This window comes from Streptomyces spiroverticillatus, from assembly GCA_014650415.1.
Classification (GTDB): Bacteria; Actinomycetota; Actinomycetes; order Streptomycetales; family Streptomycetaceae; genus Streptomyces; species Streptomyces spiroverticillatus.
The window spans coordinates 592,645-606,637 of sequence record BMUX01000002.1 but is presented as its reverse complement, the minus strand read 5'-3'; the positions used below and the strand labels follow the sequence as shown (position 1 = coordinate 606,637).

Below are 13,993 nucleotides of genomic sequence, written 5' to 3'. Positions count from 1 at the left end.
GGGCGGGCAAGGGGGCGGCCCGCCCGCTCCGGGCCCACCCCGGCATCGGCCCCCGCCCGCACCCTCAAGCACCGGACGCGCGCAGCCGCAGTGCCCTACGCCCCGTAGAAGAGGTCCTCCATGACCGCCCTTGCCCGGCGGGTAATGCGCCGGTAGTCGTCCAGCATTTCGCCCACGTGCCCCTCCCCGTAGCCCAAGTAGCGTCCCATCGCCGCCAGTTCACGGCCGTCGGAGGGGAACGTGTCGCCCGCCCGACCCCGGACCAGCATGACTCCGTTGCGGACGCGGGAGGCCAGGACCCACGCGTCGTCGAGGATCGACGCCTCCTCGGTCGGGATCAGGCCCGCCGCGTGCGCCGCGCGCAGGGCCTCGCGGGTGCGGGTCGTGCGCAGGCCCGGTTCGGCCCAGCCGTGTTGCATCTGGAGGAGCTGGACGGTCCATTCGACGTCGCTCAGGCCGCCCCGGCCGAGTTTCGTGTGCAGGGTGGGATCGGCGCCACGGGGCATGCGTTCCGATTCCATACGGGCCTTGAGGCGGCGGATCTCGCGGACCGCGTCGTCGCCCAGGCCCTCCGCCGGGTAGCGCAGCGGGTCGATCAGCTCGATGAAGCGGCGGCCGAGGTCCACGTCGCCCGCCATCGGCTCGGCGCGGAGCAGGGCCTGGCTCTCCCAGACCAGGGACCAGCGGCGGTAGTAGGCCTCGTACGACTTCAGGGAGCGGACCATCGGGCCGCTCTTGCCCTCCGGGCGCAGGTCCGCGTCGATCAGCAACGGCGGGTCCGAGGTGGGGAGTTGGAGGAGACGGCGCATCTCGGTGACGACCTTGTTGGCGGCCTGCGCCGCCTCGTGGTCGTCGACGCCCTCGCGGGGTTCGTGGACGAAGAGGACGTCCGCGTCGGAGCCGTAGGCCAGTTCATGGCCGCCGAAGCGGCCCATCCCGATCACCGTGAAGCGGGTGGGGAGTTCGTCGCCCCACTGGGCGCGGACCGCCGCGCGCAGGGCCCCGGCGAGCGTGGCCGCGTTGAGTGCGGTGACCGCGCCGCCGACCCGGTCGACCAGCGCGCCGGGGTCGGATTCCGCCGGGCTGTCCTCCGTACCGTACGAGCCGATGATGTCGGCGGCCGTGGTGCGGAACAGTTCCCTGCGCCGTACGCCGCGCGCGGCGGCGACGGCGGCTTCCGCGCCGTCCGCGCGGCCCACCGCCGCCAGGACCTCCTGCTCCAGGTGTTCGCGGGTGCGCGGGTTGAGGCCCTTGGGGTCGCCGAGGATGGCGACGGCCTCGGGGGCGCGCAGGAGGAGGTCGGGTGCGAGACGGCCGGCGGACAGGACGCGGGCGAGGTTTTCGGCGGCCGCGCCCTCGTCGCGGAGGAGCCGCAGGTACCACGGGGTCTTGCCGAGCGCGTCGGAGACTTTGCGGAAGCCCAGCAGGCCCGCGTCCGGGTCGGCGGAGTCCGCGAACCAGCCGAGGAGGACGGGGAGCAGGGTGCGCTGGATGGCGGCCTTGCGGGTGACGCCGGAGGAGAGGGCTTCGAGGTGGCGGAGGGCGCCGACGGGGTCCGCGTAGCCCAGGGCCTGGAGGCGCTGGCCCGCCGCGCGCGGGCTCAACCGGGCCTCGCCCGGGGCGAGTTGGGCAACGGCGTCCAGCAGCGGCCGGTAGAAGAGCTTCTCGTGCAGGCGGCGGACCACGGAGGCGTGCCGGCGCCACGCCTGCTGGAGTTCGGTCACCGGCTCCCCGCGCAGGCCCAGCGAACGGCCCAGGCGGCGCAGGTCGGTCTCGTCCTCGGGGACGAGGTGGGTGCGGCGCAGCCGGTAGAGCTGGATACGGTGCTCCATCTTGCGCAGGAAGCGGTACGCCGCGTCGAGCTGGGCGGCGTCCGCCCGGCCGACGTACCCCCCGGCGGCGAGCGCCTGCAGCGCTTCGAGCGTCGTACCGCTGTGGAGCGAGGCGTCACTGCGCCCGTGCACCAACTGCAGGAGCTGTACGGCGAATTCGACGTCCCGCAGGCCGCCCGGACCGAGCTTCAGCTCGCGCTCCGCCTGCCCCGCCGGGATGTTGTCGACGACCCGGCGGCGCATCTTCTGCACGTCGGTGACGAAGTTCTCGCGCTCGGCGGCCTGCCAGACCATGGGGGAGAGCGCCTCGACGTACTCCTCGCCGAGGGAGAGGTCGCCGGCCACCGGGCGGGCTTTCAGCAGGGCCTGGAACTCCCAGGTCTTCGCCCAGCGGTGGTAGTACGCGACATGGCTGGAGAGGCTGCGGACGAGCGGCCCGTTGCGCCCCTCCGGGCGGAGGTTCGCGTCGACCGGCCAGATGGTCCCCTCGACGGTGGTCTCCGAGCAGATCCGCATGAGGTGCGAGGCGAGGCGGGTCGCGGCGCGCATCGCCTTGTCCTCGTCGACGCCGTCGATCGCCTCGCCGACGAAGATCACGTCCACGTCGGAGACGTAGTTCAGTTCGTGGCCGCCGCACTTGCCCATGGCGATCACCGCGAGGCGGCACATGGCGTCGTCGTCGGGGGCGGCGCGGCGGGCGATGGCGAGGGCGGCGCGGAGGGTGGCCGTCGCGAGGTCCGCCAGCTCGGCGGCCGTCTCCGCCACATCTGTCGTCCCGCAGACGTCCCGTGCCGCTATCGACAGCAGACACCGGCGGTAGGCGACGCGCAGGGCGACCGGGTCCTCGGCGACGGCGAGGTGCCGCTCGAACTCCTCCACCCCGGGGTGCAGGTCGGCGGCCTCGTACGTGAGGAGGGCGTGCCAGTCGCCGGGGTGGCGGGCGAGGTGGTCGGCCAGGGCCTCGGACGCGCCCATCACTCCCAGCAGCCGGTCCCGCAAGGGCTTCGCCGACACGAGCGTCCGCAGGAACTCGTGCCGCTGCGCCTCGTCGGCCTGTGCCTCGGCGAGGCGGACGAGGCCGCGCAGGGCGAGGTCGGGGTCGGCGGTCGCACCGAGGGCGTCGAGGAGGACGGGGTCGTTGCGCACGAGGGCGAGGGAGTCCTCGGCGAGGAGCCGCTCGGCGGTGGCGGGGTCGGTGAAGCCGTGCCGGATGAGGCGGGTGAAGGTGCTGCTGCGGCGGCCTGGCACGGTCATGCGGGTCCCTTGGGCGGTGGGCGGTGGGGGTACGGCTTCCGAGCCTAGTCGGGCGGGGGCTTCGGGGTACGGGGCTGGCCGGGGGCTCTTCGGACCTGCGTCCGGCGCGGGGGCTGGGCGAGGGAGAGTGAGGGGCAGGCGATGGCTGCCCGGAGGGCATGCCTTCAGGGGCGCGGGGAACTGTGCGCCCAGCCACGACGCACCCGCACGGAACCGTGCAATTGCCCCGCGGGTTTAGGTGAAGGGGCGGGGCTGGGGCGAAACCGGGGGTCCGGGGGCAGCGCCCCCGGATTGAACAGCAACCATCCCACCCCGTGAGAAGCACGTGGGCCCGCAAGAGCCCTCACTGCTCCGCGAGCCGCTACGCCCTCGCCGGTAGAAGGCCCCGGCCCGTGGCGGAGACCAGTTTCGGGAGGCGGTGGGGCAAGGACCCGTACCACGCATAGGCCACCGCATACCCGAAGGAGAGGCACAGCAGCCCCCCCACCGCGTCCAGCCAGAAGTGGTTGGCGGTGGCGACGATGACCACCAGGGTGAGCGTCGGGTACAGCAGCCCCAGAATCCGCGCCCACGGCGCCGACGCCAGGAAGAAGATCGTCAGCCCGCACCACGTCGACCACCCGATGTGCATCGACGGCATCGCCGCGTACTGGTTCGACATGTGCTTGAGGTCGCCGGAGGCCATCGACCCCCACGTGTGGTGCACCAGCACGGTGTCGACGAACCCGCCGCCGTTCATGAGCCGCGGCGGCGCCAGCGGGTACAGGTAGTAGCCGACCAGCGCGACACCGGTCGTCGCGAACAGGATCGTCCGCGCCGCCGCGTATCGCCCCGGCTGCCACCGGTACAGCCACACCAGCACGCCGATCGTCACGATGAAGTGCAACGTCGCGTAGTAGTAGTTCATCCCCACGATCAGCCAGGTCACGGAGTCGACCGCATGGTTGATCGTCTTCTCGACGGCGATCCCGAGGTCGTTCTCGACCTTCCAGATCCAGTCGGCGTTGGCGAGCGCCTTCGCCTTCTGCTCGGGGACGGCGTTGCGGATCATCGAGTAGATCCAGTAGCTGACGAGGATCAGCAGGATCTCGAACCAGATGCGCGGCCGCCGGGGCGTCCGCACCCGCCCGGCCAGTGCGACGACGGCACGGCCGGTCCGGGCGAGGCGACCGGACGAAGCAGGACCGGACGCGCCGGTACCCTCCGCGCTCACCTGGGGTGACGGGATGGTGGCACGCCTGCCCTGGTCGGGGCCTGCCTCCTGGCCTGCCTCGGATCTCGTCGTCGCTTCACCCATGGCACGAGAGTCTGCCAGATCGTTATCCGCGCACGATCATCCCTCGGAGGGGTCCCGCCTGCCCGGTCTACGACTCAGGTACTACGCACTCACGGGGAACCGTCGGGGAACTGCCGGGGGCCCGAAGCCGTCGATCCCCGCACGACCAGCTCCGGGTGGAAGACGAATTCGCTGTGCGGCGCGGGCGTCCCGCCGACCTCTTCGAGCAGGGCCCGTACGGCCGCCTGGCCCATGGCCGTCACCGGTTTGCGGATGGTCGTCAGCGGCGGGTCGGTGAACGCTATGAGCGGCGAGTCGTCGAACCCGACCACCGACACGTCCTTCGGCACCTCCAGGCCGAGCCGCCGCGCGGCCCGTATCGCGCCGAGCGCCATCATGTCGCTCGCGCACACGATCGCCGTGCAGCCCCGCTCGATCAGCGCGGAGGCGGCCGCCTGCCCGCCCTCCAGGGTGTAGAGCGAGTGCTGGATCAGCTCCTCGGCCTCCTCCGCCGACAGCCCCAGCCGCTCCTGCATGATCGCCCGGAAGCCCTCGATCTTGCGCAGCACGGGCACGAACCGCTTCGGCCCCACCGCCAGACCGATCCGGGTGTGCCCGAGCGCCGCGAGATGCGTGACCGCGAGCCGCATGGCCGCCCGGTCGTCCGGCGAGATGAAGGGGGCCTGCACCTTGGGCGAGAAGCCGTCGACCAGGACGAAGGGCACGCCCTGGGCGCGCAGCTGCTCGTAGCGCTGCATGTCGGCGGTGGTGTCGGCGTGCAGTCCGGAGACGAAGATGATGCCGGAGACGCCCCGGGCCACCAGCATTTCCGTCAGCTCGTCCTCGGTGGAGCCGCCGGGGGTCTGGGTGGCGAGCACCGGGGTGTAGCCCTGGCGGGTCAGCGCCTGCCCTATCACCTGGGCGAGCGCCGGGAAGATCGGGTTTTCCAGTTCGGGGGTTATCAGCCCGACGAGGCCCGCGCTCAGCCGGCGCAGCCGGACCGGGCGCTCGTACCCGAGGACGTCGAGTGCGGCGAGTACGGATTCGCGGGTGCCCGAGGCAACACCGGGCTTGCCGTTCAGGACCCGGCTGACCGTCGCTTCGCTGACCCCCGCCTGGGCTGCGATGTCGGCTAGCCGTGCGGTCATGACCGTTGACCTTACCGGGCGCGTGTCAGATTGCCCACCAAGCACAGGTATCGGCCGGGAGCACGACGTGCGTCCCCGCGCCGTCCGCGACCTCGGCCGACGCGACCAGCAGCCTTCCCGGGGAGGGGAGTTCGACGGGAGCGGACCCCGCGTTGAGGGTGCAGCGGAAGCCGTCCCGTACGAAATCGAGAATCCCGTCCGCCGACGGCCGCCACTGCATCGTGCCGTCGCCGAGGCCGGGCAGTTCCTTGCGTACGGTCAGGGCCCGGCGGTACAGCTCCAGGGTGGAGCCCGCCACGCCCTGCTGCGCCGCCGCGCTCAGCCGCTTCCACTCCTCGGGCTGCGGGAGCCAGCTGCCGCCGCTGCCGAATCCGTACGACGGTCCCTCGGGCGTCCAGGGGAGCGGCACCCGGCAGCCGTCGCGCAGCCCGTCCTGGCCGTCGCTGCGGAAGAAGGACGGGTCCTGGCGGACGGCGTCGGGCAGGTCGCTCACCTCGGGCAGGCCCAGCTCCTCGCCCTGGTAGAGGTACGTCGATCCGGGCAGCGCCAGCATGAGCAGGGCGGCGGCGCGGGCCCGGCGCAGACCGAGGGCGTGGTCGTCGCCGCCGTAGCGGGTGAGGTGGCGTACGACGTCGTGGTTGGACAGCACCCAGGTGGTGGGCGCGCCGACGGAGCCGGTCGCGGCGAGGGAGGCGTCGACGACGGCACGCATCGCCCTCGCGTCCCAGGGGCAGGTCAGGAACTGGAAGTTGAAGGCCTGGTGCAATTCGTCGGGGCGCACGTACAGGGCGAGCCGCTCGGGGGAGGGGGCCCAGGCCTCGGCGACACCGATGCGCTGTCCGGCGTACGCGTCGAGAAGGCGCCGCCACCCGCGGTGGATGTCGTGGACGCCGTCCTGGTCGAAGAACGGCAGGACCTGGGAGCCGATCATCTTGGCCTGTTCGCGGGCGCCGATGTCGGGCATCGAGGCGGCCTTGACCATGCCGTGGGCGACGTCGATGCGGAAGCCGTCGACGCCCTTGTCGAGCCAGAAGCGCAGCACGGAGTCGAACTCGGCGTGCACGTCCGGGTTCTCCCAGTTGAGGTCGGGCTGCTGCGGGGCGAAGAGGTGGAGGTACCAGTCGCCGTCGGTGCCGTCGGGGTTGCTGGTGCGGGTCCAGGCGGGGCCGCCGAAGACGGACTCCCAGTCGTTGGGCGGGAGTTCGCCGTCCGCGCCCTTGCCGGGGCGGAAGTGGTAGCGGATGCGCTCGGGGCCGCCGGCGAGGGCGGCGCGGAACCAGGGGTGCTGCTCGGAGGTGTGGTTGGGGACGACGTCGACGATGACCCGCAGGCCCAGCTCGTGGGCGCGGTCGATGAGGGCGACGGCGTCGTCCAGGGTGCCGAAGAGGGGGTCCACGGCCCGGTAGTCGGCGACGTCGTAGCCGCCGTCGGCCTGCGGGGAGGCGTAGAAGGGGGTCAGCCAGATCGCGTCCACGCCGAGGGCGGCCAGTTGCGGGAGGCGCGTCCGCACTCCCGGCAGATCTCCGACGCCGTCCCCATTGCTGTCGGCGAAGGACCGGACGTACACCTGATAGATGACGGCGTCGCGCCACCACCCCGAGGAGCCCGACGAGGCAGCGTGGAGGTCGTCGGTGGTGGGCGTGGGGCGGCGCGTCATGGGGGCGGTCCCTTTCGTACGGAGAGGCGCGGGGGAGTGGACCCGGCTCCCGGATCAACGCCGGGCGGGCGGGAAAGTAACCCGGCCTGCAAGTTCTTGCGAGGGTGATGCCGAACACTTCCGAAAGCCCGCGAAACCGCCTCTGGCCTGTGAATCAAGGCATCCGACGGCAACCTTCCGGTCTCGCGGCGGTAACGTCCGACCGCTTCTTGCAGAAATTTCCCGCAAACTCTTTCGGTCTTCTTTCAGGCTTGTTACGTTCCTCCACGACCCGGCGCCGCGACGGAGCGGTACGGCAGTTGAAGGAGTTCAGATGCGACGTGGCATAGCAGCCACCGCCCTGGTCGCGACCCTGGCGCTCGCGGCGACCGCTTGCGGCGGCGGCGACGGCGACAAGCAGAGCAAGGGCTCGGGCGGCGAGCTGTCCGGCGAGGTGACCTGGTGGGACACCTCGACCGTCGGCAGTGAGGACAAGGTCTTCAAGAAGATCGCCGAGGACTTCACCAAGAAGCACCCCAAGGTCACCGTCAAGTACATCAACGTGCCCTTCGGCGACGCCCAGAACAAGTTCAAGAACGCGGCGCAGGCGGGCTCCGGCGCCCCCGACGTGATCCGCTCCGAGGTCGCCTGGACCCCGGACTTCGCGGACCTCGGCTACCTGGCCCCCCTCGACGGCACCACCGCGCTGAAGAACGAGGGCGACTTCCTGCCGCAGGCTGCGGCCTCGACGAAGTACAAGGACAAGACGTACGCCGTCCCGCAGGTCATCGACTCGCTCGGCATCTTCTACAACAAGAAGATGCTCAAGGACGCGGGCGCGGAGGTCCCCAAGGACATCGCCTCGCTGAAGGAAGCCTCGAAGAAGGTCAAGGACAAGTCCGGCAAGACCGGTCTCTACCTGCGCGGCGACGACGCGTACTTCTTCCTGCCGTTCCTCTACGGCGAGGGCGGCGACCTGGTCGACGCCAAGACCAAGACCGTCACCGTCGACAACGCGGCCGGCGTCAAGGCCATGAACGTCGCCAAGGACCTCGTCACCTCGGGCGCCGCCAAGACGGACGCCACCGACGGCTACGAGAACCAGCAGAAGGCCTTCAAGTCCGGCGACGTCGCCATGATGATCAACGGCCCGTGGGCGCTCACCGACACCTTCGCCGGCGAGCAGTTCAAGGACAAGTCCAACCTGGGCATCGCCCCGGTCCCGGCCGGCTCGGCTCGGCAGGGCGCCCCGCAGGGCGGCCACAACCTGGCCGTGTACGCGGGCTCCAAGAACCTCGACGCCTCGTACGCCTTCGTGGAGTACATGTCCTCGCCCGAGGTCCAGGCCCAGGTCACCAAGGAGCTCAACCTGCTCCCGACCCGCACCTCGGTCTACGCCCAGCCGGACGTCGCGAAGAACGAGATCGTGGGCTTCTTCAAGCCGGCCGTCGAGAAGGCCGTCGAGCGCCCGTGGATCCCGGAGACCGGCAGCCTGTTCGCGCCGCTGGTCACCGAGTACACCAAGGTCCTCACCGGCCAGACCACGCCGGAGGCGGGCACCAAGGCCGCCGGTGACGCGTACCGCAAGCTCCTCAAGGGTTGGAAGTAACACCTGATGGCTGCCGCTGACACCGGTCGGCCGGTGGCGACGGCCGCGGGCGGGGACACCCCCGCCCGCGGCCGGAGCCGCGCAACCGGCCGCGAGACGACGACGGGCACCGCGCCCGGGAAGGCACCGGGCAGGCTCCGCCGGTCCTTCTCCACCCACTGGTACGCCTGGACGATGGTCGCGCCCGTCGTGGTCGTCATCGGCGTCATCATCGGATACCCCCTGGTCCGCGGCGTCTACCTGTCGCTGACCAACGCCAACGAGCGCAATGTCGAGCGCTCCATCGGCGTGAACCAACTGCCCGCGACGTACGAGTTCGTCGGCCTCGACAACTACAAGGACGCCCTGACCGGGGACCAGTTCCTGGCCACGCTGGGCTGGACGGTCCTGTGGACCGTCGCCTGCGTGTCGATCACCTTCGCGCTGGGTCTTGCGCTGGCGAACATCCTCAACCGGAAGATCGCCGGACGGGCCTTCTACCGGATGCTGCTGGTGCTGCCGTGGGCGGTGCCGGGCTTCGTCTCCGTCTTCGCCTGGCGGTTCCTGTACAACCAGGACAACGGCCTGCTCAACAAGCTCCTCGCGGGCGGCGGCATCGACGCGGTGCCGTGGCTGAACGACCCGACCTGGGCGAAGTTCGCCGTCATCTCGGTGAACGTCTGGCTCGGCATCCCGTTCATGATGGTCGCCCTGCTGGGCGGACTCCAGTCCATCCCGGGGGAGTTGTACGAGGCCGCGGAGATGGACGGCGCCTCGCCCTGGCAGCGCTTCCGGCACATCACGATGCCGGGACTGCGGCCGGTGAGCACGACGGTGGTGCTGCTGTCGACGATCTGGACCTTCAACATGTTCCCGGTGATCTTCCTGCTCACCCGGGGCGGACCCGGCGAGGCGACACAGATCCTCGTCACGCAGGCCTACAAGTTCTCGTTCGAGATCAGCCCGCGCGACTTCGCGCAGTCCTCCACGTGGGGCGTGCTGATCCTCGTGCTGTTGATGCTCTTCGCCGCGGTCTACCGGCGAGTGCTCCGTAAGCAGGGAGACGTCTGGTGAGCACCTCCACCTCTACTCTGGTGACGGGTCAGAAGGCCAACGTGCAGTTGAGGGAACGGCGTTCACCGCTGGCCTCCTTCGGGCTGCACGCCACGCTGGTCGTCGCATCGGTCGTCGCCGTGTTCCCCGTGCTGTGGGTGCTGCTGACCTCGCTCAAGCCCGCGAAGTACGCGACGACCACGGACTTCGTCCGCGAGACCACCTTCGAGAACTACACGCGGCTGATCGGCGACACGCCGTTCCTCACGTGGTTCGGGAACTCGCTGCTGATCGCCGGGCTTTCGACGGTCATCGGTGTTTTTGTCTCGGCGACGACGGGGTACGCCATCAGCCGGTTCCGGTTCCCGGGGAAGCGGGGGCTGATGTGGACGCTGCTCATCACGCAGATGTTCCCGGTGGCCGTGCTGATCGTGCCGATCTACAACATCATGGCGAAGCTGGGGCTGCTGAATCAGCCCATGGGGCTGGTCATTACGTATCTGACGATCTCCGTGCCCTTCTGCGCCTGGATGATGAAGGGGTTCTTCGACGGGATCCCGCAGGAGATCGACGAGTCGGGGCAGGTGGACGGGCTCACCCCGTTCGGAACGTTCTGGCGGCTGATCCTTCCGCTGGCGAAGCCGGGGATCGCGGTGACGGCGTTCTACTCGTTCATCACGGCGTGGGGCGAGGTGGCGTACGCGTCGGCGTTCCTGGTCGGGGACGAGAACATGACGCTGGCGGGTGGGCTGCAGAAATTCGTCAACCAGTACAGCAGCCAGTGGGGGCCGATGGCTGCGGCCTCTGTGCTGATCGCGATTCCGGCGGGGGTTGTGTTCGTCTTCGCGCAGAAGCATTTGGTGAGCGGGATGACCGCAGGCGCGACGAAGGGCTGACGCCCTTCCCTTCCCCCCAGCCCCCTTGGGCGGCGGGGCCGCGCTCCCCTTCCCCTTCCCTTCGCCCCTCTGGGCGGCGGGGCCGCCCGCCTCCTCCCTCTTCCCTCGCCCCCTTGGGCGGCGGGGCCGCCCCCGGGGGCGGGACGGGCGGGCAAGGGGGCGGCCCCCTCGCTCCGGGCCCGCCCCGGCACCGGCCCGCCCGCACCTTGCACGCCGGACGCGCGCAGCCCCGGGGCCCTCGGGACGCCTCCCGGTACCGGGCACGTGAAGCCCCGGCCCGCCGGGCCAAGAGGGTCCCCAGCCCCGCCCCTTCACCTAAACCCGCGGGGCAATTGCACGGTTCCGTGCGGGTGCGTCGTGGCTGGTCGCGCAGTTCCCCGCGCCCCTGAAGGGGCACGGACAGGCGGCCGGTCGCGCCCGCGCGGCGGAGCCGCACATCGAATACAGCCCCGCGCCCCTGAAGGGGCACGGACAGGCGGCCGGTCGCGCCCGCGCGGCGGAGCCGCACATCGAATACAGCCCCGCGCCCCCAAAGGGGCACGGGACCCCCCCCCGCCACAGACCACCCCGTACACCCCACACCTCCCAGGGACGACATGACCCAGCACCTCACCGCCCCCGCCGCCGCCCAGGCCGACGCCGACGCCACCCCCCGCGCCGACTGGTGGCGCGACGCCGTGATCTACCAGGTCTACCCCCGCAGCTTCGCCGACGGAAACGGCGACGGCATGGGCGACCTCGCCGGCATCCGCTCCCGCCTCCCCTACCTCCGCGACCTCGGCGTCGACGCCGTCTGGCTGAGCCCCTTCTACGCCTCCCCGCAGGCCGACGCCGGCTACGACGTCGCCGACTACCGGGCCATCGACCCGATGTTCGGCACCCTCCTCGACGCCGACGGTCTGATCCGCGACGCCCACGCGCTCGGCCTGCGCATCATCACCGACCTGGTCCCCAACCACTCCTCCGACCAGCACGACTGGTTCAAGCGCGCCCTCGCCGACGGCCCCGCCTCCCCCCTCCGCGCCCGCTACCACTTCCGCCCCGGAAAGGGCGAGAGCGGTGAACTGCCGCCCAATGACTGGGAGTCGGTCTTCGGCGGCCCCGCCTGGACCCGTACCACCAACCCCGACGGCACCCCCGGCGACTGGTACCTCCACCTCTTCGCCCCCGAGCAGCCCGACTTCAACTGGGAGAACCCGGCCGTCGCCGACGAGTTCCGCTCGATCCTGCGCTTCTGGCTCGACATGGGCGTCGACGGTTTTCGTATCGACGTCGCCCACGGCCTGGTGAAGGCCGAGGGCCTTCCCGACATCGGTTCCCACGACCAGCTGAAGCTCCTCGGCAATGATGTGATGCCCTTCTTCGACCAGGACGGCGTCCACGCCATCTACCGCGCCTGGCGCGAGATCCTCGACGAGTACCCGGGGGAGAGGATCGGCGTCGCCGAGGCCTGGACCCCCACCGTCGAGCGCACCGCCAACTACGTCCGCCCCGACGAACTCCACCAGGCCTTCAACTTCCAGTACCTGGGCACCCATTGGGACGCGGAAGCGCTGCGCGAGGTCATCGACACCTCCCTCGCCGCGATGCGCCCCGTCGACGCCCCCGCCACCTGGGTCCTCTCCAACCACGACGTGACCCGCCACGCCACCCGCTTCGCCAACCCGCCCGGCCTCGGCACCCAGATCCGCACCGCCGGCGACCGCGAGCTGGGTCTGCGCCGCGCCCGCGCCGCCACCCTTCTGATGCTGGCCCTCCCCGGCTCCGCGTACGTCTACCAGGGCGAGGAGCTGGGCCTCCCGGACGTCACCGACCTCGCCGACGAGGTCCGCCAGGACCCGTCCTTCTTCCGCGCGGCCGGCCAGGACGGTTACCGCGACGGCTGCCGCGTCCCGATCCCGTGGACGCAGAACGGGCCTTCGTACGGTTTCGGCGCGGGCGGCAGCTGGCTCCCGCAGCCCGACTCCTGGGCGGCCCTCTCGGTCGAGGCCCAGACCGGCGACCCCACCTCCACCCTGGAGCTCTACCGCTCCGCGCTCGCCGTCCGCCGCTCCCACCCGGACCTGGGCGCGGGCACGGACGTCACCTGGCTCCCGGACACTGCCCCCGGCGTCCTGGCCTTCTCCCGCGGAGACCGCGGCGACTTCGTCTGCACGGCCAATACGACCGCCGAGCCGGTACGCATCAAGGTCCCCGGGCGCGTACTCCTCACCAGTGAAGAAGTGGTCCTGGAGGAGGGCGAGTTGAGCCTTCCCGCCGACACCACCGTCTGGTGGTCCGTGTGACGCACCCCGCGCCGGGGAGCGGTGCTCCCGCTCCCCGGCTGGCCCACATCGCCACGCAGGCCAAGGTCAGCGAGGCGACGGTGAGCCGCGTCCTGAACGGCAAGCCGGGCGTGGCCGCCGCGACCCGCCAGCGCGTCCTGGCCGCCCTGGACGTACTCGGCTACGCCCGCCCCGTACGCCTCAAGCCCCGCGCGACGGACCTGATCGGCCTCGTCACCCCGGAGCTCACCAACCCGATCTTCCCGGCCTTCGCCCAGATCATCGAGCAGCAGCTCGCGGGCCACGGCTACACCCCGATCCTCTGCACCCAGATCCCGGGCGGGGCCACCGAGGACGAACTCGTCGAGCAACTCGTCGACCGGGGCGTCGGCGGCATCATCTTCCTCTCCGGCCTGCACGCCGACCTCTCCACCGACCCCGCCCGCTACGAAGCGCTGACGTCCGCCGACATCCCGTACGTCCTCATCAACGGCTACAACGACCGCATCAGCGCCCCCTTCGTCTCCCCGGACGACCACGCGGCGGTCCGCATGGCGGTCACCCACCTCGCCGACCTGGGCCACACCCGTATCGGCCTGGCGGTCGGCCCGGCCCGTTACGTCCCCTCCCGCCGCAAACGCGAGGCCTTCCTCACCGCACTCGGGGAGCCCGCCGCGCAGACCGTCCAGCACACCCTCTTCAGTGTCGAAGGCGGTCAGGCCGCAGCGGTCGCCCTCCTCGACCAGGGCTGTACGGGCATCATCTGCGGCAGCGACATGATGGCCCTCGGCGTGATCCGCGCCGCCCGCGACCGGGGCCTGCGCGTCCCCCAGGACGTCTCGGTCGTCGGCTACGACGACTCCCCGCTGATCCCCTTCACCGACCCGCCCCTGACCACCGTCCGCCAGCCGGTCCACGCGATGGCCTCGGCGGCGGTCGGCGCGCTCCTGGAGGAGCTGGGCGGCAGCCCCGTCCAACGTACGGAATACGTCTTCCAGCCGGAGCTGGTGGTACGGGGCTCCACGGCCCAAGTCCGCACCTGAGCA

9 protein-coding genes are annotated in these 13,993 nt (G+C 71.2%); 5 read left to right on the top strand and 4 right to left on the bottom strand.

Annotation, left to right across the window (positions count from 1 at the left end; all coding sequences use genetic code 11):
- Positions 1-95: 95 nt before the first annotated feature.
- The 4 genes from IE269_RS07010 to IE269_RS06995 all read right to left on the bottom strand — a co-directional run bounded on the left by IE269_RS07010 (position 96) and on the right by IE269_RS06995 (position 7,167).
- The gene (locus IE269_RS07010; protein WP_189821852.1) at positions 96-3,086 is read right to left on the bottom strand and encodes a bifunctional [glutamine synthetase] adenylyltransferase/[glutamine synthetase]-adenylyl-L-tyrosine phosphorylase; all 2,991 of its coding nucleotides are present in this window, start codon (positions 3,084-3,086) and stop codon (positions 96-98) included.
- Positions 3,087-3,447: 361 nt separating this feature from the next.
- Positions 3,448-4,383: a phosphatase PAP2 family protein gene (locus IE269_RS07005; RefSeq protein ID WP_189821851.1), complete on the bottom strand. Its 936-nt coding sequence runs from the start codon at positions 4,381-4,383 to the stop codon at positions 3,448-3,450.
- Between the two features lie 89 nt (positions 4,384-4,472).
- On the bottom strand, positions 4,473-5,510 hold the full coding sequence (locus IE269_RS07000) for a LacI family DNA-binding transcriptional regulator (RefSeq protein ID WP_189821850.1): 1,038 nt from the start codon (positions 5,508-5,510) through the stop codon (positions 4,473-4,475).
- A 25-nt stretch (positions 5,511-5,535) separates the two neighbouring features.
- Positions 5,536-7,167 carry a glycoside hydrolase family 13 protein gene (locus IE269_RS06995; protein WP_189821849.1) on the bottom strand — a complete coding sequence of 544 codons (1,632 nt, stop codon included), beginning with the start codon at positions 7,165-7,167 and terminating at the stop codon, positions 5,536-5,538.
- A gap of 313 nt (positions 7,168-7,480) precedes the next feature.
- Between IE269_RS06995 and IE269_RS06990 the strand changes: the two genes are divergently transcribed.
- From IE269_RS06990 to IE269_RS06970, 5 genes are all read left to right on the top strand, one after another.
- On the top strand, positions 7,481-8,755 hold the full coding sequence (locus tag IE269_RS06990; protein WP_189821848.1) for an extracellular solute-binding protein: 1,275 nt from the start codon (positions 7,481-7,483) through the stop codon (positions 8,753-8,755).
- Positions 8,756-8,761: 6 nt separating this feature from the next.
- Positions 8,762-9,808 carry a carbohydrate ABC transporter permease gene (locus IE269_RS06985; protein WP_189821847.1) on the top strand — a complete coding sequence of 349 codons (1,047 nt, stop codon included), beginning with the start codon at positions 8,762-8,764 and terminating at the stop codon, positions 9,806-9,808.
- The gene (locus IE269_RS06980; protein WP_189821846.1) at positions 9,805-10,683 is read left to right on the top strand and encodes a sugar ABC transporter permease; all 879 of its coding nucleotides are present in this window, start codon (positions 9,805-9,807) and stop codon (positions 10,681-10,683) included. The genes IE269_RS06985 and IE269_RS06980 overlap by 4 nt, the downstream gene beginning before the upstream one ends.
- 596 nt (positions 10,684-11,279) lie before the next feature.
- Positions 11,280-12,968 carry a glycoside hydrolase family 13 protein gene (locus IE269_RS06975; protein WP_189821845.1) on the top strand — a complete coding sequence of 563 codons (1,689 nt, stop codon included), beginning with the start codon at positions 11,280-11,282 and terminating at the stop codon, positions 12,966-12,968.
- Positions 12,953-13,990 carry a LacI family DNA-binding transcriptional regulator gene (locus IE269_RS06970; protein WP_189822095.1) on the top strand — a complete coding sequence of 346 codons (1,038 nt, stop codon included), beginning with the start codon at positions 12,953-12,955 and terminating at the stop codon, positions 13,988-13,990. Before IE269_RS06975 ends, IE269_RS06970 begins: the two co-directional genes overlap by 16 nt.
- Positions 13,991-13,993 lie beyond the last annotated feature (3 nt).

Coding starts and splice junctions, on each gene's coding strand:
- IE269_RS07010 (WP_189821852.1), bottom strand. CDS start 3,086: ATGACCGTGCCAGGCCGCCGCAGCAGCACCTTCACCCGCCTCATCCGG.
- IE269_RS07005 (WP_189821851.1), bottom strand. CDS start 4,383: ATGGGTGAAGCGACGACGAGATCCGAGGCAGGCCAGGAGGCAGGCCCC.
- IE269_RS07000 (WP_189821850.1), bottom strand. CDS start 5,510: ATGACCGCACGGCTAGCCGACATCGCAGCCCAGGCGGGGGTCAGCGAA.
- IE269_RS06995 (WP_189821849.1), bottom strand. CDS start 7,167: ATGACGCGCCGCCCCACGCCCACCACCGACGACCTCCACGCTGCCTCG.
- IE269_RS06990 (WP_189821848.1), top strand. CDS start 7,481: ATGCGACGTGGCATAGCAGCCACCGCCCTGGTCGCGACCCTGGCGCTC.
- IE269_RS06985 (WP_189821847.1), top strand. CDS start 8,762: ATGGCTGCCGCTGACACCGGTCGGCCGGTGGCGACGGCCGCGGGCGGG.
- IE269_RS06975 (WP_189821845.1), top strand. CDS start 11,280: ATGACCCAGCACCTCACCGCCCCCGCCGCCGCCCAGGCCGACGCCGAC.